The organism is Sphingomonas citricola (assembly GCF_019429535.1).
Lineage (GTDB): Bacteria > Pseudomonadota > Alphaproteobacteria > Sphingomonadales > Sphingomonadaceae > Sphingomonas > Sphingomonas citricola.
In genome coordinates, this window is record NZ_JAHXZM010000002.1 from 360,001 (window position 1) to 382,559 (window position 22,559).

Annotated in this window: 27 protein-coding genes; 12 read left to right on the top strand and 15 right to left on the bottom strand. The window is 68.7% G+C overall.

All coding sequences use genetic code 11. From position 1 onward, the window contains the following. Window positions 1–36: 36 nt before the first annotated feature. Window positions 37–498 (bottom strand): tRNA (cytidine(34)-2'-O)-methyltransferase, encoded by a 462-nt coding sequence (locus KZ810_RS05675; protein ID WP_219768025.1) that lies wholly within the window; start codon window positions 496–498, stop codon window positions 37–39. Between the two features lie 176 nt (window positions 499–674). Between KZ810_RS05675 and petA the strand changes: the two genes are divergently transcribed. From petA to KZ810_RS17190, 5 genes are all read left to right on the top strand, one after another. Then, window positions 675–1,262: a ubiquinol-cytochrome c reductase iron-sulfur subunit gene (gene petA / locus KZ810_RS05680; protein ID WP_258044477.1), complete on the top strand. Its 588-nt coding sequence runs from the start codon at window positions 675–677 to the stop codon at window positions 1,260–1,262. Window positions 1,263–1,273: 11 nt separating this feature from the next. Next, window positions 1,274–2,560 carry a cytochrome b gene (locus KZ810_RS05685; RefSeq protein WP_219768026.1) on the top strand — a complete coding sequence of 429 codons (1,287 nt, stop codon included), beginning with the start codon at window positions 1,274–1,276 and terminating at the stop codon, window positions 2,558–2,560. 34 nt (window positions 2,561–2,594) lie between these two features. Beyond that, window positions 2,595–3,437 carry a cytochrome c1 gene (locus KZ810_RS05690; protein WP_219768027.1) on the top strand — a complete coding sequence of 281 codons (843 nt, stop codon included), beginning with the start codon at window positions 2,595–2,597 and terminating at the stop codon, window positions 3,435–3,437. 220 nt (window positions 3,438–3,657) lie between these two features. Further along, entirely contained in the window at window positions 3,658–4,191 is a 534-nt protein-coding gene (locus tag KZ810_RS05695) for an adenine phosphoribosyltransferase (protein WP_219768028.1), read from the top strand. 80 nt (window positions 4,192–4,271) lie between these two features. Then, window positions 4,272–4,925 carry a hypothetical protein gene (locus KZ810_RS17190; RefSeq protein ID WP_258044478.1) on the top strand — a complete coding sequence of 218 codons (654 nt, stop codon included), beginning with the start codon at window positions 4,272–4,274 and terminating at the stop codon, window positions 4,923–4,925. A gap of 50 nt (window positions 4,926–4,975) precedes the next feature. Here the strand turns inward: KZ810_RS17190 and KZ810_RS05705 are convergent, their stop codons facing one another. From KZ810_RS05705 to KZ810_RS05715, 3 genes are all read right to left on the bottom strand, one after another. Next, entirely contained in the window at window positions 4,976–5,440 is a 465-nt protein-coding gene (locus tag KZ810_RS05705) for a MaoC family dehydratase (protein WP_219768029.1), read from the bottom strand. A 21-nt stretch (window positions 5,441–5,461) separates the two neighbouring features. Further along, complete coding sequence (locus tag KZ810_RS05710) at window positions 5,462–6,841, bottom strand: alkaline phosphatase family protein (RefSeq protein WP_258044479.1); 1,380 nt, start codon at window positions 6,839–6,841, stop codon at window positions 5,462–5,464. 96 nt (window positions 6,842–6,937) lie between these two features. Further along, entirely contained in the window at window positions 6,938–8,302 is a 1,365-nt protein-coding gene (locus tag KZ810_RS05715; protein WP_258044481.1) for a hypothetical protein, read from the bottom strand. Window positions 8,303–8,498: 196 nt separating this feature from the next. Here KZ810_RS05715 and KZ810_RS05720 point away from each other — a divergent pair, with 196 nt between their 5' ends. Continuing rightward, window positions 8,499–9,005 (top strand): hypothetical protein, encoded by a 507-nt coding sequence (locus KZ810_RS05720; RefSeq protein ID WP_219768030.1) that lies wholly within the window; start codon window positions 8,499–8,501, stop codon window positions 9,003–9,005. 302 nt (window positions 9,006–9,307) lie between these two features. Further along, window positions 9,308–9,592 (top strand): hypothetical protein, encoded by a 285-nt coding sequence (locus tag KZ810_RS05725; RefSeq protein ID WP_219768031.1) that lies wholly within the window; start codon window positions 9,308–9,310, stop codon window positions 9,590–9,592. A gap of 7 nt (window positions 9,593–9,599) precedes the next feature. Here KZ810_RS05725 and KZ810_RS05730 read toward each other — a convergent pair whose 3' ends face one another. The 3 genes from KZ810_RS05730 to KZ810_RS05740 form a co-directional block, all read right to left on the bottom strand. Next, window positions 9,600–9,995, bottom strand: a complete 396-nt coding sequence (locus tag KZ810_RS05730; RefSeq protein WP_219768032.1) for a hypothetical protein — start codon at window positions 9,993–9,995, stop codon at window positions 9,600–9,602. Further along, complete coding sequence (gene ychF / locus KZ810_RS05735; protein WP_219768033.1) at window positions 9,992–11,092, bottom strand: redox-regulated ATPase YchF; 1,101 nt, start codon at window positions 11,090–11,092, stop codon at window positions 9,992–9,994. The genes KZ810_RS05730 and ychF overlap by 4 nt, the downstream gene beginning before the upstream one ends. Window positions 11,093–11,210: 118 nt before the next feature. Beyond that, window positions 11,211–11,795, bottom strand: a complete 585-nt coding sequence (locus tag KZ810_RS05740) for a TIGR02466 family protein (protein ID WP_219768034.1) — start codon at window positions 11,793–11,795, stop codon at window positions 11,211–11,213. Window positions 11,796–11,927: 132 nt separating this feature from the next. On the opposite strand from KZ810_RS05740, the gene KZ810_RS05745 reads away from it, so the two are divergent. Beyond that, window positions 11,928–12,368: a globin domain-containing protein gene (locus tag KZ810_RS05745; RefSeq protein ID WP_219768035.1), complete on the top strand. Its 441-nt coding sequence runs from the start codon at window positions 11,928–11,930 to the stop codon at window positions 12,366–12,368. Beyond that, window positions 12,365–12,859 carry a hypothetical protein gene (locus tag KZ810_RS05750; RefSeq protein ID WP_219768036.1) on the top strand — a complete coding sequence of 165 codons (495 nt, stop codon included), beginning with the start codon at window positions 12,365–12,367 and terminating at the stop codon, window positions 12,857–12,859. Before KZ810_RS05745 ends, KZ810_RS05750 begins: the two co-directional genes overlap by 4 nt. Window positions 12,860–12,874: 15 nt before the next feature. Here KZ810_RS05750 and glsA read toward each other — a convergent pair whose 3' ends face one another. Further along, window positions 12,875–13,810 (bottom strand): glutaminase A, encoded by a 936-nt coding sequence (gene glsA, locus KZ810_RS05755; protein ID WP_219768037.1) that lies wholly within the window; start codon window positions 13,808–13,810, stop codon window positions 12,875–12,877. A gap of 140 nt (window positions 13,811–13,950) precedes the next feature. Here glsA and KZ810_RS05760 point away from each other — a divergent pair, with 140 nt between their 5' ends. Further along, on the top strand, window positions 13,951–15,156 hold the full coding sequence (locus tag KZ810_RS05760) for a GGDEF domain-containing protein (RefSeq protein WP_219768038.1): 1,206 nt from the start codon (window positions 13,951–13,953) through the stop codon (window positions 15,154–15,156). On the opposite strand, the gene pth is transcribed toward KZ810_RS05760, so the two are convergent. From pth to KZ810_RS05795, 7 genes are all read right to left on the bottom strand, one after another. After that, window positions 15,153–15,722 carry an aminoacyl-tRNA hydrolase gene (pth, locus tag KZ810_RS05765; RefSeq protein WP_219768039.1) on the bottom strand — a complete coding sequence of 190 codons (570 nt, stop codon included), beginning with the start codon at window positions 15,720–15,722 and terminating at the stop codon, window positions 15,153–15,155. The two genes, KZ810_RS05760 and pth, sit on opposite strands and share 4 nt — an antisense overlap. Window positions 15,723–15,837: 115 nt before the next feature. Next, window positions 15,838–16,536, bottom strand: a complete 699-nt coding sequence (locus KZ810_RS05770) for a 50S ribosomal protein L25/general stress protein Ctc (protein ID WP_219768040.1) — start codon at window positions 16,534–16,536, stop codon at window positions 15,838–15,840. Between the two features lie 197 nt (window positions 16,537–16,733). Then, entirely contained in the window at window positions 16,734–17,639 is a 906-nt protein-coding gene (locus tag KZ810_RS05775) for a TraB/GumN family protein (RefSeq protein ID WP_219768041.1), read from the bottom strand. 33 nt (window positions 17,640–17,672) lie between these two features. Continuing rightward, entirely contained in the window at window positions 17,673–18,101 is a 429-nt protein-coding gene (locus KZ810_RS05780) for a hypothetical protein (protein WP_219768042.1), read from the bottom strand. A 5-nt stretch (window positions 18,102–18,106) separates the two neighbouring features. Beyond that, entirely contained in the window at window positions 18,107–18,535 is a 429-nt protein-coding gene (locus KZ810_RS05785; RefSeq protein WP_219768043.1) for a hypothetical protein, read from the bottom strand. Window positions 18,536–18,576: 41 nt separating this feature from the next. Then, complete coding sequence (locus KZ810_RS05790; protein WP_219768044.1) at window positions 18,577–18,777, bottom strand: hypothetical protein; 201 nt, start codon at window positions 18,775–18,777, stop codon at window positions 18,577–18,579. Then, window positions 18,761–18,958, bottom strand: a complete 198-nt coding sequence (locus tag KZ810_RS05795) for a helix-turn-helix transcriptional regulator (RefSeq protein ID WP_026325773.1) — start codon at window positions 18,956–18,958, stop codon at window positions 18,761–18,763. Before KZ810_RS05795 ends, KZ810_RS05790 begins: the two co-directional genes overlap by 17 nt. A gap of 255 nt (window positions 18,959–19,213) precedes the next feature. Between KZ810_RS05795 and KZ810_RS05800 the strand changes: the two genes are divergently transcribed. Together KZ810_RS05800 and glyS are read left to right on the top strand one after the other, a co-directional pair. Beyond that, window positions 19,214–20,080 (top strand): glycine--tRNA ligase subunit alpha, encoded by an 867-nt coding sequence (locus tag KZ810_RS05800; protein ID WP_219768383.1) that lies wholly within the window; start codon window positions 19,214–19,216, stop codon window positions 20,078–20,080. After that, on the top strand, window positions 20,077–22,473 hold the full coding sequence (gene glyS, locus KZ810_RS05805) for a glycine--tRNA ligase subunit beta (RefSeq protein ID WP_219768045.1): 2,397 nt from the start codon (window positions 20,077–20,079) through the stop codon (window positions 22,471–22,473). The genes KZ810_RS05800 and glyS overlap by 4 nt, the downstream gene beginning before the upstream one ends. The last annotated feature ends 86 nt before the right edge of the window (window positions 22,474–22,559 follow it).

Here is a 22,559-nt window from a genome sequence, read left to right on the forward strand (position 1 = left end):
GGGCGAGGGGCCCCCGCGTCGAGGCGGCAGAATGCCTCACGCGGGGGAGCCTTGGGGCCACGCGTCCGTCTGCCGAAGCGCCTCGCCCAGGATCATCGCGCACGATACCGCGACGTTCAGCGAGCGCATCCCCTCGCGCATCGGCACGCGCACGCGCAGGTCGGCGCGCGCGTGGACGTCGGCGGGCACGCCCGCGCTCTCCGACCCGAACAGCAGCACGTCGTCGCCCCGGTAGGCGGCGTCGGTATAGGGTACCGCGCCGCTCGTCGTCGCCAGCACCAGGCGGCCGCGCGCGGTGGCGACGAAGGCGTCCCAGTCGACGTGGCGCGTCACGCTCGCCGCCGCGGCATAGTCCATCCCCGCGCGTGCGAGCGCGCGGTCGCTCCACGGAAACCCCATCGGCTCGATCAGGTCTACCCCCGCACCCATGCACGCCGCGAGCCTGAGGATGGTGCCGACGTTGCCCGCGATATCGGGTTGAAACAGCGCAATACGCATGACGCGGGCCTTACCGGCTCGTTACGCGTCTGCAAAATGGGATTGGCAAAGCGACGGTGGCTTGGCTATCAGGCGATCAAGGGACCGGCCGGGGGGATCGCCGGCCGTCACAGGGGGGTACGCGGGCGTGTCAGGCTCGCCACGTGCCCCGCAGGGCAATGCAAGGGCGCGTGTGAATGGCGACTGTCGACGATCGGCTTCCTCCGGGTGAGGACCCCGCGCTGCTCGCGGACGGCACCGTCCACGATCCGCGCCGTCGCGACTTCATCAACATTGCCGCCGTGTCGTTCGCGGGCGTCGGCGCGCTCGCGATCGTGCTGCCGCTGATCAACCAGATGAACCCTTCGGCCGACGTGCTCGCGCTGTCGACGACCGAGCTCGACATCTCGAAGATCGAGCCGGGGCAGGCGATCAAGGCGTCGTTCCGCAAGCAGCCGTTGTTCGTGCGCAACCTGACCCCGGCCGAGATCGCCGCCGCCGACGCGGTCGCGGTGTCGAGCTTGCGCGATCCGCAGACGCTGGAGGAGCGCACCAAGGCGGGCAAGAAGAACTGGCTGATCACGCTGGGCGTCTGCACGCATCTGGGCTGCGTGCCGCTGGGCGCCGGCGAGGGTGAGAACAAGGGGCCGTTCGGCGGCTATTTCTGCCCGTGTCACGGGTCGGCGTACGACACCGCGGGCCGCATCCGTCAGGGCCCGGCGCCCAAGAACCTGGTCGTCCCCGAGTATGCATTCAATTCCGACACCGTCGTGACGGTGGGTTGAGGTAGCCGCACATGAGCTTTCCCTGGGCCAAGCATTATGAGCCGAAGCAGCCGCTGATGCGGTGGATGGACGAGAAGCTGCCGCTGCCGCGTCTCGTCTACAACGCGATCGGCGCGGGCTATCCCGTGCCGCGCAACCTCAATTATTTCTGGAACTTCGGCGTGCTCGCGGGCGCGGCCTTGGTGTGTCAGATCGTGACGGGCGTCGTGCTCGCGATGCATTATGCCGCCAACGGCGCGGTCGCGTTCGGCTCGGTCGAGAGCATCATGCGCGACGTCAACGCGGGCTGGTTCCTGCGCTACGCGCACGCCAACGGCGCGTCGATGTTCCTCGCGGTGGTCTACATCCACATCGGCCGCGGGCTCTATTACGGGTCGTACAAGGCACCGCGCGAGATGGTGTGGCTGCTCGGCGTTGTCATCTTCCTGCTGATGATGGCGACCGCGTTCATGGGCTACGTGCTCCCCTGGGGGCAGATGAGCTTCTGGGGCGCGCAGGTCATCACCGGCTTCTTCTCGGCGATCCCGCTCGTGGGTGAGACGATCCGCGTGTGGCTCTTGGGCGGGTTCGCGCCCGACAATGCGGCACTCAACCGCTTCTTCTCGCTCCACTATCTGCTGCCGTTCGTCACCGCGGGCGTCATCATTCTCCACATCTGGGCGCTGCACATCCCGGGGTCGAACAACCCGACCGGCGTCGACGTGAAGGGCGAGCAGGACACGGTGCCGTTCCACCCTTATTACACCGCCAAGGACGGCGTCGGCGTCGCGGTGTTCTTCCTGATCTTCGCCGCACTCATCTTCTTCTCGCCCAACCTGCTCGGCCACCCGGACAATTACATCGAGGCGAACCCGCTCTCGACCCCGGCGCACATCGTGCCCGAATGGTACTTCCTGCCGTTCTACGCGATCCTGAAGAGCTTCACCGCGGACTTCCTGCTGCCCGCGAAGCTGTGGGGCGTGCTCGCGATGTTCGGCTCGATCCTGCTGCTGTTCTTCCTGCCGTGGATCGACAATTCGCCGGTGCGTTCGGCCAATTATCGCCCGACCTACCGCTGGTTCCTCGTCGTGCTGCTGATCGACATCCTGGTGCTCGGCTACGTCGGCGGGGCGGAGGCGACCGCGCGCAACGTCATCATGGGGCAGATCGCGGCGGGTTATTATTTCGCGCACTTCCTCATCATCCTGCCGCTGGTGTCGGCATCGGAGCGTCCGCGCCCGCTGCCCAACTCGATCACCGAGGCGGTGCTGGCGAAGCACGCCGGTACCTCGCCCGCCAAGACCGCGATGGCGGGCTGAGCCGAGCAGCGACGAAAAGGGGATAAAGAACACAATGGCTCGTCTCATTTCGATCGTGATCGGCGCGGCGTTCGTCTTCGTGCTGGCGCTGGCGCTGTTCGGCACCGCCCGGACCGCGATCACCGACCCCGCGAAGGAAAGCGCGGAACACGTCTTCCACCTGCATCCCGAGAGCATCGGGCTGCCGTCGGCGGGGCTGTTCGGCAAGTTCGACCGCCAGCAGGTCCAGCGCGGCTTCGCGGTGTACAAGGAAGTCTGCGCCGCCTGCCACTCGCTCAAGTACGTCGCGTTCCGTGACCTGACCAAGATCGGTTATTCCGACGCCGAGGTGAAGGCGATCGCCAACCAGTGGGCGATCGAGCAGCCGAGCGTGAACCCCGAGACGGGCGAGGCCGCGACGCGCAAGAACCTGCCGTCCGACCACTTCCCGTCGCCGTTCGCGAACGAGGTCGCCGCGCGCGCCGCCAACAACAATGCGCTGCCGCCCGACCTGTCGCTGATCACCAAGGCGCGCGAGGACGGCCCGAACTACGTCCACGCGCTGATCACCGGCTATCGCAACCAGCCGGCGGAACTCCTCAAGGAGTTCCCGGGCGCGAAGACTCCGCCGGGGCTGCACTACAACCCGTATTTCGCCAACCTGAACATCGCGATGCCGCCGCCGCTGACCTCCGACGGTCAGGTGACCTATTCGGACGGAACCAAGGCGACCCGCGACCAGATGGCGCGCGACGTGTCGGCGTTCCTGACCTGGACTGCCGAGCCCAACCTGGAGGCGCGCCACGCGGCGGGTCTTGCCGCGGTGATCTTCCTGATGATCTTCGTGTTCCTGACCTGGGGCGCGTACCAGAACGTGTGGCGCGGGATCGAGCACTGATCGAGCGCGGCGCGCAGGTAGCATAGCTGCCGCGTGCCACTCGCGCTCGATCGGCCGGCGGCGCCGCGGCGCCGACCGACGACGCGGGCTTTGTCCGCGGCGCCCGCCACCGGGACGACCAGCGAAACAAACGGCCGGGGCTCACGCTCCGGCCGTTGTCGTTCGTGACGGGACGCACGCACCCTTGCGCTCCCCCGCCACACCGCCGAAAAGCGCACGCATGGCCAATGACGACCTCCGCGCGCTGATCCGCACCATCCCGGACTTTCCGAAACCCGGCATCCAGTTCCGCGACATCACGACGCTGCTGTTGTCGCCGACCGGGCTCGCCACCGCGGTCGAGCGGATGGTCGCGGCCGTCGACGGCCCGGTCGATCTCGTCGCGGGGATCGAGGCGCGCGGGTTCCTGTTCGCCGCCGCGCTCGCGGTGCCGCTGAACGCGGGCGTGCTGCTGATCCGCAAGGACGGCAAGCTGCCGGGCGCGACGATCGCGGAGGATTACGCGCTCGAATACGGGCAGGACCGGATCGCGATCCACGCCGACGCCTGCGCGCCGGGTGCGCGCGTGCTGCTGATCGACGACCTAATCGCGACCGGCGGCACCGCGCGCGCGGCCGTCCGCCTGCTGCGCAAGACGGGCGCGACCGTCACGCAGGCGCAGTTCCTCGTCGACCTGCCCGACCTGGGTGGCGCGGACGCCCTGCGCGGCGAGGACATTCGCGTCGACGCGCTGGTTTCGTTCCCGGACCATTAAAGGAACTTCGATGTATCGCCTCCGTTCTACGATGAACGGCGGCGCGTTCCTGCCGCTTTCCTGCGTACGGGGGAGACACGATGAACCTGAAACGTATCGGCCTTGTCGCGCTGCTCGGCAGTCTGGGTCTGGGGTTGGGCGCCTGCACCGATGGCTACGGCTATAGCGGCGTCAACGTGGGCGTCGGCAGCGGCTATTACGGCGACGGTTATTACGGCGGCGCCGGCTATTACGGCGATCCTTATTATGCCGGCGGTTTCGGCGGCTACGCGCCGGGCTATTACGGCTGGTACAACAATTATTATTACCCTGGCACGGGCGTGTACGTCTACGATCGCAATCGTCGGCCTTATCGCTGGAACGACGGACAGCGTCGTTACTGGGAGGGGCGTCGCGGCAACGCGCAGGTGCGTCAGAACTGGGGCGATTTCCGCCGCGACGTGCGAAACGAACGGCGCGACTACCGCGGCGACATCCGCGACAACCGCCAGGCGTATCGCAACGGACAGATCACGCGCGAGCAGTTCCAGCAGGGACGCCGGGACGCGCGACGCGAGTATCGCGGCGACGTGCGGCAGGACTACCGCGACCTGCGCCAGCAGAACCGTGCCGAGGGGTATCGCACCCCGCGGCCGCAAGGCGCGTTCCGGCCCGGTGGTCGCGGCGGCGACGGCTTCCGCGGGCGCGGCGGCGGTTTCCGCGGCGGGCGCGGTGGCCGCGGTCCCAATCAGTAAGCCGGTCGGGCGCGGCGGCCTGACCTAATGCGATCGTTGGCTGGTCGATCCTACCCGGCGTCGGGAAGGTCGGCCGGCCGCGTCGCGATCAGCCCGTTCGAGATCATCGACATGACCGCGACGTCATCCTGATTAAACACCGTCAGCTGGCTTTTGAAGATCCCCATCTCGGGCCGCGAGGCCGAGCGGCGCTTCTCGATCACCTCGGTTTCGCAGCGCAGCGTGTCGCCGGGATAGACGGGCTTCAGCCAGCGCAATTCGTCGATCCCCGGCGAGCCGAGCCCGGCCTGTCGGTTGCGTTTCAGATTGTCGACCAGCATCGCCATCACCATCGCACAGGTGTGCCACCCGCTCGCCGACAACCGCCCGAAGTGCGTCGCCGCCGCCGCCTCGTCGGACAGATGGAACGGCTGCGGATCGTAGCGCGAGGCGAAGTCGATCACCTCGTCGCGAGTCACGACGTAGGCGCCGAACGATTGCCGCGCGCCGACCTCCAGATCCTCGAAATATTGCATCGCGCGAGCCCCTCTCCTTCGTTATCGCCGCAGCACGCCACGGAACGGCCGGTCGTTGCCGTCGAGCGTCGGGCCTGCGGGTAGCCCGATCAGGTCGCGCAGCAGCGGCGCCACGTCGACGTTATCGAAATCACCAACGCGCTTGCCCGCGGCGAAAGCGGGGCCATTGGCGATGAACAAGGCGCGCATGTCGGGGGCGGTGTTGTCGTAACCGTGGTTGCCGCCCTCGCGCGCTTTGGTCGGCGCGGTCTTTTCGATCGACCACGCGCCGCCCGGACCATCGTCGGCGAGGCACAGATAGGGTGGAACGCGGACGTTCGCGCCGTAGTGGAACCGCGCCGGGATATCGGCCTTCGCCCAGCACGTCATGTGCGGGTGGCGCGCGAGCAGCGCGGTGCGCACCGCGGCGTCGCGACCGGGCGCGGGGTAGAGGCTGGCATACGGCCCCGCCTCGAACACGCGCGCGTCGGCGGGCGGCACAATGCGATCGAGCGCGATCACGCGCGTGCTGCTGGTCGGGGCCATGCCGTGGTCGGCGACGATCACCAGATTGGCGGGCTGGCGCAGCGAGGCGAGCCCCTGCGTCAATTCGCCGATATGGCGGTCGACTTCGGCCACCGCCTGCGTCGTGCGTGCGTCGCCGGGACCGTAGCTGTGTCCGGCGCTGTCGACCGTGTCGAAATAGAGCGTCACCAGCCGCGGGCGGGTGGCGGCGGGGCGCCGCATCCAGTCGATCACCGCCGCGACGCGCTGCTCGCCGGTCACCGCCTGGTTGAACTGCTGCCAGTCGGACGGGCGCGTGCCGCCGTCGACTTCGCCGTGCCCGCCCGAGCCGCGCACACCGCCCCAGGCGACGTTCGCGCCGGGCCAGAACATCGTCGCGCTGCGGATCCCCGCTCTCTCCGCGGTGACCCAGATTGGCTCAGCTGCGTTCCACCAGAACGGGTCGTCGCTCGCCATCGTGAACGTCTCGTCGGGGCGCGCGGGATCGATGAACGAATTGGCGACGATGCCGTGGCGATCGGGGCGCAGCCCGGTCACGAGCGTCCAGTGATTGGGAAAGGTCTTCGACGGAAAGCTCGGCCGCATGTTCGCCGACACGCCGGTGGCCGCCAGGCGCGACAGATTGGGGGTGACCCCGCGGGCGAGGTAATCGGGGCGGAAGCCGTCGATCGACACCAGGATCGTCACCGGCGCGCGCGCCTCGGTCATCGCGGGCGCGTCGCCCATCCCGTCGTCGCGCGTGGCCGAGGCGGCGGGCGGGGTCGCGACCGTCGTGTAGGGCGCGCCGGTCGCGGGCGGTGCCGGCTGCGTCACCGGCGACAGCATCGCGGGGGTGTAGGGATAAGCGCACGCGCCCAGGGCAGCGAGCGCGGCGAGCGGGAGGGCCGGGCGCAGCATCGCCGTTTGCCCTAATCCTCCCGACCCGCTTTGTCTCGCCCGATGCGGGGCGAGACGGGGGCAGGCGGCAGCATTCCCGCGCGCGGGCCCGCCCGGTTACAAGCCCACCGCCAGCTTCGCGAACAACGTCCAGCTGACCGGCGCGTTGCCGTATGCGGCATCGAGCGCGGCGGGCTTGGCATAGGCCGCGACCGTCCCCCCCAGCGCGACCCCCAGCGGCCCGACGATCGGCAGGCGATAGGCGTAGCCGCCTTCCGCCTTGGTCACGCGGAACCGCCGGTCGTGAAGCGACGAGTCGTGGTCGGGGAAAAGCTCATCGTTGACGACATTCTCGACCCGCGCGAACACCGCGTGGCGCGGCGTGATCTCCCACGTCGCCTCGGCGAGATAGGCGTTCAGCACGTCGCCCGGCTGCCGGTCCTTGCGCGACCAGGCGATTGTGGTCGCGATGCCCCCGCGCGCCCATTGCACGCTCGCAGTGGTGCGGTTCTCGTTCTCGCCCGGATGCTGCACCTCCGGTTCCTTCAGATGCCCGTGGCTGACCTGCACCGCGAGGTAGGGGGAGGGCGTCCACGTGCCGCGCAACGACCACGAATCGAGTGCGATCGGATCGAGGCTCCAGCGCCGCTCGTCGGGTTCGCGCCCCTTGAACCACGATCCCTCGAGCTGGAATTTGGGCCCCGATACGCCCGCGGTCACCACGCCGTAGGTGATGTGGGTCGAATCGAACCAATGGTGCGTGATCGGCGACAGCGGCTGATAGCGTGCCGAGCCGCGATGCATGAACGCCGATGGCCCGAGCGCGGGCTCGCCGACCGGTCCGCCGTAGAAGAACAGATTGGTGTCGCCTCCCAGCCGGTAGTCGACGCGCGCGGCGAGCTCCATGAACAGGTCGTGCGGGTGCTGGCGGTCGACCAGCGGCACGCCGTTGGCGGTCTCGCCGGTCGCGAACAGGTTGGGATAGCCACGCTGCCCCATCGCGGGCTCGAGGCTGCCCATCGCGCGCAACTGAAGGTGGAACCGGTCGCCGAGATCGCGGTCGCCCATCAGCATCGCCATCGACTGGACGAACGCCATGTCGGCGCCGCGCGCGCCCCCCTGATCGGTGACGCTGCCCCAGGCGTAGCCGTGCGCCATCACCATCCATTCGCCGGCCGGGATCATCGCGCCGCGCATCGGACCTTCCGCCGCGGGCAGGCGCGCGGTGCCGCTGCCGGGGGAGTACCAGCCGTTCGCGGTACCCATCGTCATCCCCGACATCGTCGCACCGACCGGCGCGTGCGCGAGCGCGGCGTCGCTCGCCTGCCGCCACGCCGGCGGGGCGGTGAAGCTCATGGCGTGGTCCATGCCGGTGTGGTTCATCGCGGCGTGACTTTGAGCGGCGTCGTCCGCTGCCGCCGCACCGGTCTGCGCCAGTATGTCATTGTCGGCGTGGTTCATGCCCTGATGATCGCCGCTCATGCCCGGCATCGTGGCGTGATGCGGTGGCTGCGCCTCCGTGCGCGACGCCCGAGCGGACTCAGTCGGTGAAGCCTTCGCGCTTGTATGATCCTGGTGGACGTGATCGAGCGAGCCCGCCGGCATTGCCGCATGGTCTGCATGGTTCGATGCGGCGGCGCTGTCCGGTGCCTGCGCGAGCGCGGGCCGCAAATCCGTCATGCCGGTGTGGCTGATGGCTGCGCCGCGCGACGCATGGCCGGATGCGGATATCGAGGGCGCGACGGGACTCCGTGTGCGGGGCTTGGCGCCCTTTGGCTTCGCAACCGAGGCGTGTCGGGGCGGCGTGGTGTGCGTGCTCGCCGTGGCGGTGGTCGTCTCCGCGACGCTCGGCGAAGCGGCGGGCATCGGCATGTCGTGGTGGTGCTGTGCCGCGGCCGTTGACGGCAGCAGCGCGCCCGCCGCGCAGGCGGCGAGCAGGGTGGGGCGATACATGGGAAACTCCGGCAGAGGAAAACGCGTGTCGCGGGCGCGCGTGCGCCCGGGCGGCTACGCGGTCTTCGGCGGCGGTGGTGTCGGGCGCGGTGCCTCACCCGGCGCGAGCGAGACAACGCGCGCGGGCCGCGCGCGCGACGGCGGCGGCATCGAACCGTCCAGCCGCGCGCCGATCAGCATGTCGGGCGGGATGCAGCCGAGACAGTCGTGGCCGCCCCCGCGCGCGCCGTGATGGTCGCCATCTGTGCGACCGCCGGCGTGATGCATCGCCGTCGCATGGGGCATCGCTGCTCGCGCGCCGGCCGCTGGCCCCGTGTCGTGGCACGCCGGCCGCGCGGTCGCGGGCAGCGCCACGATCAGCGCGAGGAGGAGCAGCAAGCGGCGGAACACGTGGCCGTCCTACCCGCAAACGCGTCTCCTGACCATCCGCGGGACGACCACCGCGTGCGGACCCGTCGCGGCGTCCATGCTTACCCTGCGCACCGCGATGCACTGGTGCTGGAACGCGCCCGACGCTCGCGCTTTGTACCGCGCATGCGATTGCTCCTCCTCGCGCTGCTCGTCCCGCTTGCTGCCTGCGGCAAGGGCGAGGGGGGCAATGCGTCCGACGCCGGCGGGAAGGGCGGGGGCAACAGTGCGGCGGCGGCGCCGATGGCGACCCCCACCGGCCCGCCCCCCAAGACGCCCGTGATGCAGGTGACACCCGCGCCCGGAAAGCAGCCGCAGTGGCTCGAGCCGCGCTCTGACGCGAAGGCGCCGAAGACCGCGCCTTACGGCAACCTGCTCAACCAGCCCGTCGTCGACGCACCGCGCCGCTGAGCCTGTCTCAGCGGTTCGATCGGTCGCACCGGTCTTTCGCTCCTTGCTCACGCCACAACAGCGGCGCGGTACCCAGGACGTAGCCGAGGAAAGCGGCCTGGAACGCCACGCTGATCGCGAACCGCTCGAAACCTAGCACTTGCCACGCGTAGATGTTCGCCGTCACGTCGGCGATCATCACCGCTGCCGCCATCGCCACGCCGCCGCGCGCGATGTGCCGCATCAGCAACGCGACCGTCACCGCGTCGAGCAGCACGAGCGCGTTCCAGAACGCATTCGCCAGCGGCGGGCCGAAGCGGTACGGCCACCAGCCGAACCGCCACCAATCGATCGCGTGGGTCAGCGTGCCCCACGCGAACCCCGCGATCAGCACGCCGCGCGCGATGGCGGCGGCACGCGTCACACGTTGAAGCGGAACAGCATCACGTCGCCGTCGTGGACGACATATTCCTTGCCCTCCTGGCGCAGCTTGCCCGCGTCGCGCGCGCCCGCCTCACCGCCGAGCGCGACGTAATCGTCGAACGCGGTCGTCTCGGCACGGATGAAGCCGCGCTCGAAGTCGGAGTGGATCGCACCCGCCGCCTGCGGTGCCTTGGCGCCCGCCTCGACTGTCCAGGCGCGCGCTTCCTTCGGGCCGACCGTGAAGAAGGTGAGCAGGTTGAGCAATTTGTACCCGGCGCGGATCACGCGCGCGAGCCCGCTCTCTTCCAGCCCCAGCTCGCTCAGGAACTCCGCGCGATCCTCGGTCGGCATGGTCGCGATCTCGGCCTCGATCGCGGCGGAAACGACCACCGCCTGCGCGCCCTCGGCCGCGGCCTTGTCGAACACGCGCTGCGAGTAAGCGTTGCCGTTCGCGGCATCCTCCTCGTTGACGTTGCAGACGTAGAGCACGGGCTTCGCGGTCAGGAGTTGCGCCTGTTCGAGCACGCGTGCTTCCTCCGCGTCGTTCACCTGCGTCAGCCGCGCGGGCTGTCCCTCGCGCAACAGGTCGAGCGCGCGGCCGAGCACCACCGCGGCGAGCTTCGCGTCCTTGTCGCCCTGCTGGCCCTTCTTGGCGAGGTTGGGAACGCGCTTCTCGAGGCTGTCGAGGTCGGAGAGCATCAGCTCGGTTTCGACCGTCTCGGCGTCGGCGATCGGATCGACGCGGTTGTCGACGTGCTGGATGTCGTCGTTCTCGAAACAACGCAGCACGTGGACGATCGCGTCGACCTCGCGGATGTTGCCGAGGAACTGGTTGCCCAGGCCCTCGCCCTTCGACGCGCCGCGCACCAGCCCCGCGATGTCGACGAAGCCCAGCTGCGTTTCGATGATCTTGGCCGATTTCGCGATCGCCGCCAGTTGGTCGAGCCGCGGATCGGGCACGCCGACGTTCCCGACGTTGGGCTCGATCGTGCAGAACGGATAATTTGCGGCCTGCGCGGCGGCCGTCTCGGTCAGCGCGTTGAAGAGGGTGGACTTGCCGACGTTGGGCAGGCCCACGATGCCGCAGCGGAAACCCATGCGTTGTTCCTAGTGTTTCAAGACAGATTGGGGAGAAGGGATTGCGGGCGCACCTAATCGTTCATGCACGGTTCCGCCAGTGGGGCGGATGCGCGCGGGCGCGCCGTCGGGGCGGTCGCTACCAGCGATAGTTGAAGCTGACGCTGATCCGCTCGGCCTTGGCCTGGCTCGGCATCACCTCATGGCGCAGCCAGCTTTCCCACAGGAAGATGCTGCCCGCTTTGGGTTCGGCATAGACGAACGTGTCGGGCCGGGTCGGTGCGGCCATCAGCATCGCGAGGCGCGGGTCCTCCAGTTTCAATGCCCCCGACCCTTCGGGCACCGCGACGTAGAAGGTGCCCGACACGACGCTGTGCGGGTGGAGGTGCCCCGAATGCGTGCCGCCGGGCTTCATCACATTGACCCACAAACTGTCGAGCTTGAGGCGCCGCCCGGCGAGATCGAGCTGGAGGTCGCGCGCGAAGGCCGCGACATGGCGGTCGAGCACGCGCTTCAGATCGGCGAAGGCGGGATCGCGCTGCGGCAAATCGGCGAGCGAGGCGTAGCTCGTGTAGCCGCGATAGCCGTGCTCCTTCGACCACGCACGCCCGGCACGATCCTCCTGCGCGAGCGCGCGGCACGAGGCGTCGAGGTCGTCGAGCAGCGCGGCATCGTAGATCGCGGCATCGTAGAATAGGGTGGGAAAAAGGGCGCGGCTGGTCATTCATCTGCCGAAGCATGCGCGTCGCGTGGCTGTCAAACCACGCACCGGTGGTGCGCCGCTACGTATTTCCCGCAATCGTACCGGGACCGCGGTTAATCTTTGCGTTGTACCTCGCTGATAAAGCGTCGCAGCATGATCACATCGCGTCAGATCACGCTGGTCCAGAACAGCTTCGCCGCCGTCCTCCCGATCACCGCGGAGGTTGCCGACGATTTCTACACCCGCCTGTTCGCGCTCGCGCCGGACACGCGCGCGCTGTTCCGCACCGATATGGCGGAGCAGGGGCGCAAGCTGTTCCTGACGCTCGCCACCGTCGTCGACTCGCTCGACGCACTCGACCGCGTGCTGCCGGTCGCGGCCGAGCTCGCCGTCCGCCACGTCGAATACGGCGCGCGCGATCGCCATTACGCGGCGGTCGGCGAGGCATTGGTTGGGGCGCTCGCTGTGACACTGGGGGATCGGTTCGATCGCGACACGCGCGCAGGCTGGATCGCGGCCTATGCGATGCTGTCTGACCATATGCGCGCGGCGGCCGCGGCCGCTTCCGGCGGATCGATCGCGGCGGCGGCATGACCGCGCTGGTTCAACCTGACGACGCGCCGACCGCGCCGCCGTCGCTGTTCGGCCCGCCCGAGGCACGTGCCGCGTTGCAGGATCGCGCCGAGGCTTATGTGTCGCGCGCGTTCACGATGATGCGGCGTGCCGAGGCGCTCGTCGCGGGTGGGCGGATCGGCAGTCTCGCGCTGCTGGCGGGCAACCGCGACCGGCTGGCCGCGCATCTCGGGCGCTATCAGCGTTTCAAGCACGGGGAGATCTTCGATCCCGTCGTGCTCCACGGCCCGGCGTCGAGCAAGATCGTCGCGCGCACCATGAAGCTCGACTGTTTTCACCTGGGGGAGGTCGTCACCGCGCATCACACGCGATGGCGGCACCTGCGCGCGAGCGAATGGCCGATGTACCGTGCCGAGATGACCGAGACGGTCGCGATGCTGCGACGGAGCATGGAGGCCGAACTGCGCGCGATCCGGCAGCTGCTGATGATCTCCACGCTCTACGTCGCCTGAACGCGGAGCGCCGGCTCAGGCTGGGGGCGGGCCGAACACCGACCAGCCCGTACGCGCTGCCAGCATTTCGAGCGCGTGGACGCCCTGGATCGAATTGCCGTTCTGGTCGAGGTTGCGCGACCATACCGCGATCGACGCGACCTCGGGCGCAATCGCGAGGATGCCGCCGCCGACGCCGCTCTTTGCTGGCAATCCGACGCGCAGCGCGAAATCACCCGACGCGTCGTAATGCCCGCACGTCATCATCAGCGCGAGCAGGTGGCGCATCCGCGTCGCCCGCGCAGCGTCACCGTCTGCGCGACCGTTCAGCCGCGTGCGCGACAGGAACAGCCCCGCCCGCGCCAGCTCGCCGCAGTCGAGCGAGACGGCGCATTGCGCGACGTAGCGGCGCAGTACCCGGTCGGGATCGCGGTGCAGATTCCCGTGATGCTTCATGAAGCTCAGCATCGCGCGATTGAGATCACCCCCGCTCGTCTCGCTCACCAGCACCTCCTCGTCGAGCGGCACGTGATCGCGGCCCAGCTGGCGTGCGATCAGGTCGACCACCGCACCATGTTCGCCGGCATCCGGCAGATGTTCGTCGACCACGTCGACCGTCACCAGCGCGCCCGCGTTGACGAACGGGTTGCGCGGCACGCCGTCGTTGCGCTCGAGCTCGACGATCGAGTTGAACGGATCGCCCGACGGCTCGCGCCCGACGCGTTCGAACACCGCGTCGCCGATCGCGCACAACGCGACCTCCAGCGCGAAGACCTTGGAGATGCTCTGGATCGGGAAGCGCGTGGCCGTATCGCCCGCGCGCAGGACGCGCCCATCGGGCAGCGCGACCGGGATACCGAACGGCCCCGGCATCGCGCCCGGGTCCTTCGCGTCAGCCTCGCACTCGATTTTGGCGGCATTGGCCGCGATCTCCTGCGCCACCGCGGTGACGATTTCGCCCAATTCGTTCACGAAAAAATCCCCCTCGCACGTGATCACCAACGTGCGCCTGGCGCGATAATGTCCGGTGCGGGTGCGGCGAACGTGTAAGGAAGTGTGATCGCGCGTTAACGCCTTCTTCGGCGGCCCGGCAGTATCGATGTCGCTTACGCATGATTGATCTATCCACCCTCTACGCACTGATCATCGGCACGCTGCTCGTCAGCGCGGGGCTGACCGCGTGGGAAGGTTTCGGTCGCTGGCGGCGGCGTCCGCTGCTGATCTGGGCGGCGGGATGGACGGTGCTGGCGCTCGGGTGCAGCATTGCGGTCGCGCGCACGCACCTGCCCGGGCTGTCTGGCTGGGCGATCAGCAACATGGTCATCGTCACCGGTTATCTGCTGGTGCTGAACGGCGTCGCCGCGCTCGACCGCCGGCTGTACCTGCGCACCTCGGTCATGCTGGTCGCCGCGCTCGGGCTCGGCTGGATGATCGAGGGGAGCGTCCACCGCTTCGCCTTCTGGCAGCACACCGCCGGCGTGCCGATCATGATCGCGAGCGGGCTGACCGTATTCGAATTGCGCCGGAACCGCGCGCTGCGGCAGTTGCGCACGCGCCCGGTCGCGATCCTGCTGCCGGCGATGCACACCGCTTTCTACGCCGCGCGCGTGTTCGTGCTGCCGTTGTTCGCCGCGCACGACGGCGACGCGGTGATCGCGCTCGCGTCCAAGATCACGATGTACGAGGGCGTGCTCTACTCGGTCGCGATGCCGATGACGCTCGTCGGGCTGGTGCGCGAGGAAGCGCAGCGCCACCTGATCGCGGCGTCGCGCACCGACTTCCTGACCGGGCTGACCAACCGACAGGGCTTGTTCGAGGCGGGCGCCGAGGTGTTGCGCCACGACCGTGCGGCCACATTGCTCGCGTTCGACCTCGATCATTTCAAGTCGATCAACGACGCGCACGGTCACGCCGCGGGCGACGCGGTGCTGCGCTCGTTCGCGGGCGTCATGCGCGATGTCGCCGCGCCCGACGCGATCCTCGCGCGGCTGGGGGGCGAGGAGTTCGCCGCGCTCTTGCCCGATACCGACCGCGCGGCGGCAAAGGCCATCGGGGAGGAGATCGCCGCGCGCTTCGCCGCGTTGCGCGATCACGGCGAGGGGGTCGTGGTCGCCGCGACCGTCAGCACGGGGCTCGCGTACGCCGGCGCCGATGGAGACGATCTGGGCGCGCTGCTGTCGGCCGCCGACCGCGCGCTCTATGTCGCAAAGGCGCTGGGGCGGAACCGGCTGGTCAGCGCCTCGCCGCTGTTCGACGGCGCCGGCAGCGAGCCTGCGCGGGGTGTCGGCGCAGGCGCCGCGGCCCGGCTCGTCGCCTAATCGGCCATCCGCATCGCGACGTCGTTCATGAACCGCACGTCGTCACGCTGCGCCAGCCAGTCCGCCTCGCCCGCGACCGCGCCGAGCATGTCGGACAGCGCGTCGATCTCCGCCTTGGCATAATTACCGAGCACGTAGCCGCTCACTCGGTCCTTGTGTCCCGGATGCCCGATGCCGAGCCGCACACGGCGGAACTCCGGCCCCAGATGCTGGTCGATCGAGCGAAGGCCGTTATGGCCGGCAAGCCCGCCGCCGACGCGCACCTTGACCTTCATCGGCGCGAGGTCGAGTTCGTCGTGGAACACGGTCAACGCGTCGACGCCGAGCTTGTAGAAGCGCATCGCCTCGCCGACGCTGCGCCCGCTGTCGTTCATGAAGGTCGCGGGCTTGAGCAGCATGACCCTGGTCGTGCCGACGCGCCCCTCCTGCACCCAGCCCTGAAACTTCTTCGCCGGCGCGCCGAAGCCGTGGACCTCGGCGATCGCGTCGACCGCCATGAACCCGACATTGTGGCGATGCATCGCATATTGCGCGCCCGGATTGCCGAGCCCCACCCACAATTGCACGCAAGTTCCTTTCGCGATTGAACGCCCGTCAACGAAAAGGGGCAGGGGAGCGTTGCCGCCCGCCTGCCCCAAATCGTAACAACACACCCGCGCTCGCACGCGGGCGGGGAGGAGGTCAGCCCTCCTTCTTCTCGCCCTCGTCGGCGTCCTCGGCAGCCTCGGCCTCGGCTTCCGCCTCGGCAGCAGCCTCTTCCTCGGCGTGCTCGGCGGCCTGAGCCTCGGCGACCTCGGCGTCGAGCGCCTCGTCCTCGGCGGTCGGGACCGTCGGCGGCACGATCGTCGCGACGGTGAAGTCGCGGTCATCGATCGATGGCTCGACGCCGTTCGGCAGCGCGACGTCGCTGATGTGGATCGAATCGCCGATCTCGCGGCCCTTCAGGCTGATCGTGATCTCGGTCGGGATGCTGCTCGCCTCACAGGTGACCTCGATCTCGTGGCGCACGACGTTCAGCACGCCGCCCTGCTTCAGATAGACCGACTCGTCCTCGTCGACGAAGTTCACCGGCACCTGCACGGTCACCGTCTCGTTCGCGCGGATGCGCAGGAAGTCGACGTGCACCGGACGGTCGGTCACCGGGTGGAAGGCGACGTCCTTGGGCAGCGTGCGCTGGCCGTTCAGCGTCACCACCGTGGTGAAGAAGTGACCGGTCGACAGCGCCTTGACCAGCGCCTTCTCTTCGAGGTGGATCGCGGTCGGTTCGCGGTTCTGACCGTAGATCACGGCGGGGACGCGGCCGTCGCGACGCAGCGAACGGGAGGCTCCCTTGCCAACCCGGTCACGCGTCTCGGCTGCGAGCGTAATGGTGTCGCTCATCGATGTGCTCCGAAATTCGTGTGTGGTTTTCCCGCCACGCCTCCAGGGATGACCATGGCCGGAAGCCGCGGCGCATAGCCGGGCGGGGGGTAAAACACAAGTCGTGCGGTATCGGGGTCGTGCGGTATCGGGCGTGCGGGCATCGGCGCGGCGGCATCACCGCGCGTGCCCGCATCACTGCGTACCGCGCGTCCGCGTCAGTATTTCACCCGCACCGCGTCGAGCTTGTACGCCTTCAACTGCTCCTGCACGCTGTTCGCGCCCGCCAGATGCCCCGCGCCGACCGCGATGAAGACCGTCCCCGGGGTCCGCATCCGCTCCGCGATCCATCCCGCCCAACGCTTGTTGCGATCGGTCAGAAGCGCCTTCGCCACCTCGGGCGAATCCTTCAGCCCCTTGTTCATCTCGCGCGCGAGCGCGTCGGGGTCGCCGCGCGACCAGTCGTCGACCATCTTGTCCATCGTCGCGTTCGCGGTCGGCAGCTCGTCGATCGTGCTTTCGAGCAGCTTGACCTGCGCGGGCTTCGACAGGCCGTCGAAGATGCCGAGCTGCCCTTCGAAGGTCTCCAGCCCCATGACCGGCTTGCCGGCCGCCTTCGCCGCCGCCGACAGCACGCCCTCGGGCCCGTTCGCCGCGCCATAGCCCGATTTCTGCACCGGCAGCAGCGACAGCGTGACCGCGGCGAACCACGGCCGCATCTTCTCGTAAGTCGCGGGCGGCACCTTGCCCGCCGCCATCGTCGTCACCAGCGTCTGGCGATATTTGTCCGATACCTGCGTGCTGAGCGCGGGCTGGTCGGGCGCGAACGCCTTTGCCAGCACGACCTTCTGCTCGGTCGCCTGATCAGGCTCGACCATTTCGAGCACCAGCGTGTTCGACCGGTCGAATGCGGTCTTTACCGCCTCGTCGAACCACGACAGCCCCGGTTTCAGGACGTGGATCGTCCCGAACAGATAGATCGTCGTGTCGGCGTCCTTGACCACCCACAATGCGGGATCGGCGTCCTTGGTCGCAACGGCGGGCGCGGGCGCCTGCTTCGCGCAGGCAGGCAACGCGAGGAACAGCGCGAGCGCAGAGGTGAGGGTCTTCATCACGGGGGTCATGAAACAGGGCCTTTGCCGAAGATAGAGGCGTGGTCAGCGGTATTTGCGCCAAATCCAGACAATACCGCATGAAGCTAGCGGCGCGATGAACATGGCAACCGGGTCGACCGGCGGCGCCATGCCACCGCGCCACAGGAACCACCACACCGGCGCACCGATCGACAAGACGTAGAACCCCGCCACCGATCCGTCGCGATACGCCTCACGCTCGTGCTCGTCGACGACGCGATGCCAGCGCCACGAGATGAACGGCAACACGACGCCCCACGCGATCACCAGCAGCAACGCGATCCACGCGGGCAGCGGTGCACTCAGCAGCGAGAGCTGTGAATCACCGGGATCATGGTCGCGCAGGACCGCGATTGCGGTTCCGAGCCCGATCACCCCGCCGAGCGCGCCCGACCACGCCAGCAGCCGGTGATTGGCCCGCTCGCTCGGGCCCTTCGTTACGACGTCGGTCATCGCGCTCACCCCTTCACCCGCTGCCAGATCAGTACCGCCGCCCCCGCCGCGAGCGACCCCCACCACAATTGTTCGGTCATCGGCGACAGATGCAGCGCGCGCTCGATCATCTGTAAAATCGTGCGCCCGACGAAGCCGACGACGCCGACCGCCGCCCAGGCATTCACCGCGTGGCGCCGCTGCACCTCGTCGCTCTCGCGCCAGCCCCAGACGCCTGCGACCGCGATCACCGCCAGCAGCGCGATCGCGATGCCGATCACCTCGCCCGCGGGCGCGCCGCTGCGCGACGGATTGCGCATGAAGCCGTCGATGAACCCCGACACGAACGGCGGTACCACCATCACCGCGGTCGCCAGCACGCCGACGATCACCGCGCGCTGTACGCGCCGCTTCCGGCGCTCGCGTATCCGCGCCTCACCCCAACGCTCGTTCATCGTTGCTCCCCCGCTGATTCCCCCGCGCATCGTCACCCCGTTCACGGCCGCACCTCCACGGTCACGCGGACCGACAGATGCGGGATGGACCAGGCCGCGCCGATCGGGCCGGACCCGTTCCACGCATCCGCCAGCCACTTCACGCCCGCCGCCGGCGAGACACCGACCAGCGCGAGCGCGCACACGCACGCCAGCACCAATTCCGCCGCCCACGCGCGGGCGCGTTCACGCTTCGCCGTCATCGAAGATCTCCTCGATCCTGAGGTCGAACAGCCGCCCGATGCGGAAGGCGAGCGGGAGCGAGGGGTCGTATTTGCCCGTCTCGATCGCGTTCACCGCCTGACGCGACACATCCAGCCGGCCCGCTAACTCGGCCTGGCTCCAGTCGCGCTCCGCACGCAGCACCTTGAGGCGATTTTTCATAAGCCACTCATGCATCATCAGGTGCCTCCTGTCAGCATCGCCTGACCCAATGTCAGGTAACCATGACAAATTGCCAGCGAGTCGCGTCTATGTCAAGCTCGCCTGACAAAAAGTCGCGTAACAATGACCAACGTTGTGCCGCCCATGTTGATTCCCGGCCGGTGCTGGGCCAAGGCGACGCGCGTCATGACCGACGCCCACATCCCCTCCGCCGCGCCCGCGACCGGCGGCACGCGCCCGCTTTCGTTCCAGTCGATGATCCTGCGGCTTCACCAATATTGGTCGGAGCGCGGCTGCCTCATCCTGCAACCCTATGACATGGAGATGGGGGCGGGGACGTTTCATCCCGCGACCACGTTGCGCGCGCTCGGGCCCGAGCCGTGGAACGCCGCCTTCGTCCAGCCCTGCCGCCGCCCGACCGACGGTCGCTACGGCGAGAACCCGAACCGGCTGCAGCATTACTACCAATATCAGGTGATCCTGAAGCCGAGCCCGCCCGACCTGCAGGAACTCTACCTCGGCAGCCTGCTCGCGATCGGCGTCGACGTGACCACCCACGACATCCGCTTCGTCGAGGACGATTGGGAGAGCCCGACGCTCGGCGCCTGGGGTCTCGGCTGGGAAGTATGGTGCGACGGCATGGAGGTGACGCAGTTCACCTATTTCCAGCAGATGGGTGGTTTCGACTGCAAGCCGGTGGCGGGTGAGCTGACCTACGGGCTCGAACGCCTCGCCATGTACATCCAGGACGTCGACAACGTGTATGACCTCGCGTTCAACGACGCCGGGGTCAGTTACGGCGAGGTGTTCCTCGAGAACGAGCGCCAAATGTCGACCTGGAACTTCGAGGTCGCCGACACGGCCGCGCTGTTCGACGCCTTCCGCAAGCATGTCACCGAGTGCGAGAACTCGCTCGAAGCAAAGCTGCCGATCGCCGCCTACGAGCAGGCGATCAAGGCGAGCCACGTCTTCAACCTGCTGCAGGCGCGCGGCGTCATCTCGGTCGCGGAGCGGCAGGCGTACATGGGCCGCGTCCGCGATCTCGCGAAGGGTGCGTGCGCCGCGCAGATCGAGAAGATGACGCCCCAGTGGCAATCCCGTTTCCCGGAGTGGAGCCTGTGACCGATTTCCTGCTCGAACTCCGCTCGGAGGAAATCCCCGCGCGGATGCAGGACGGCGCACGCGCCAACCTCGCCAAGCTGTTCGCTGCCGAACTCGCCCGCGCCGGGCTCGCCGCCGCGGAGATCGTCACCTACGCGACCCCGCGCCGCCTCGCACTCATCGCGCGCGACCTGCCGATGGCGACTGAAGCGGTCAGCGAGGAGGTGAAGGGCCCCAAGACCAGCGCGCCGCCGCAGGCGCTCGACGGCTTCCTGCGCAAGACCGGCCTGACACGCGAGCGGCTGACCGAGCGCAATGGCGTGTTCTTCGCGGTCACCGAGAAGCCCGGCCGCGCCACCGCCGACGTGCTGGCCGAGGCAATCCCGGCGATCATCCGCGCGTTTCCGTGGCCCAAGTCGATGCGCTGGGGCAATGCGTCGGCCTCGACCGAGAGCTTGCGCTGGGTTCGCCCGCTGCATGGCATTGTCGCGCTGTTCGGTGAAGAGGTGGTGCCTGTGACGGTCGCCGGCATCGACAGCGGCGCGGTCACCTACGGCCACCGCTTCCACCATCCCGGTGCCATCACGATCGGCTCGGCAGCGGATTACGCCGACAAGCTGCGCATGTGCCACGTCATCGTCGACCAGGACGAGCGCGCCGCGGCGATCCGCACCCGCGCCGCGGCGCTCGCGGCAGAGGCGGGCTTGGAACTCGTTCCCGACGAGGGGCTGGTCGCGGAGAATGCCGGGCTCACCGAATGGCCCGTGCCGCTGCTCGGCCGCTTCGACCCCGCCTTCCTCGACGTGCCGGCGGAAGTGATTCAGCTGACCGCGCGCGTGAACCAGAAGTATTTCGTCTGCCGCGATGGCGCGGGCAAGCTCGCCGATGCCTTCATCTGCACCGCCAACATTGAAGCGACCGACGGCGGCGCCAAGATCGTCGAGGGCAACCGCAAGGTCCTCGCCGCGCGCCTCGCCGACGCGCGCTTCTTTTACGACACCGATCTGAAGGTGCCGCTCGAGGAGCAGGCGAAGAAGCTCCAGAAGATCGTCTTCCACGAGAAACTGGGCACGCTCGCCGACAAGGTCGACCGCGTCGCCAAACTCGCCCGCTGGCTGGTCGAGGAAGGCATCGTGGGAGGAGAGAATATCCTCCCCGGAACGGGGAGGGGGACCAGCGAAGCTGGTGGAGGGGGAGCGCCCGGAAGCGCTACGCCCGAGGCAGCCCCCCTCCACCGTCCTGCGGACGGTCCTCCTCCCCATGCTGGGGAGGATAAGGCGCACCTTGCCGACCTCGCCGAACGCGCCGCGCGTTTGTGCAAGGCCGACCTCGTCACCGGCATGGTCGGCGAGTTTCCCGAGCTACAGGGCCTGATGGGCGGCTATTACGCCGCCGCGCAAGGCGAGGACCCCCGGGTCGCCGAAGCGATCCGCGACCATTACAAGCCCGTCGGGCAGGGCGACGACGTCCCCACCGCCCCCGTCACGGTGGCGGTCAGCCTGGCGGACAAACTGGATACGATCGCGTCCTTCTTCGCGATCAACGAGAAGCCGACCGGATCGAAGGATCCCTTCGCGCTCCGCCGTGCAGCGCTCGGCGTGTCCGCGACGCTGATCGCGGGCGACGTCCGCCTGCCGCTCGCACGTGCGCTCGCGCAGCAGGGGGCCGCGGTCGCGCGCACCTTGGCGGGGCAGGGAATCGCGAAATTTCCCGACGCGTTCCGGCAGTGGGAAGCGCGTTTCTGGGAAGCACGCGACGCCGGTACGCCGTTCGTGCGCAACGCCGACGGCAGCTACGCCTCGCCGATGCACGACGTGCAATTCTCGGGCGGCATTTCCGCGGTGATCGACGAATACGTCGCGATCCTCGACGGCCCGCGGCTCGACCACGCCGCGGTGCTCGACTTCTTCGCCGACCGCCTGAAGGTCCAGCAGCGCGAGGCGGGCGTCCGCCACGACCTGATCGATGCGGTGTTCGCGCTGGGCGGCGAGGACGATCTCGTTCGCCTGCTTGCCCGCGTCCGTGCGCTGCAATCGTTCGTCGGAACCGACGACGGCGCGAACCTGCTCGCCGGCTACAAGCGCGCTGCCAACATCCTCAAGAAGGAGGGCGTCGACGCGTCCGGGGCAACGGTAGCAAACGAATCGCTGTCCTACACCCCCGAGAAGGACGAAGCCGCGCTGATCGCCGCACTCGACGCCGCCGAACCCGCCGCCGCGCGCGCGGTCGCGGCGGAGGATTTCGAGGCGGCGATGGCGGCGCTCGCGACGCTGCGCGCACCGATCGACGCGTTCTTCGACACCGTCACCGTCAACGATCCCGACGCGGCCAAGCGCGCCGCGCGCCTCGGGCTCCTCGCCCGCGTCCGCGCCTCCGTCCACACGGTCGCCGATTTCTCCAGAATCGAGGGGTAGCCGCGCAATCCCTCTCCCTACCGGGGAGAGGGAGGGCCCCGCCCGGCAGAGCCGGGTTGAAGGGTGAGGGGCAAAGGCAGCACGAA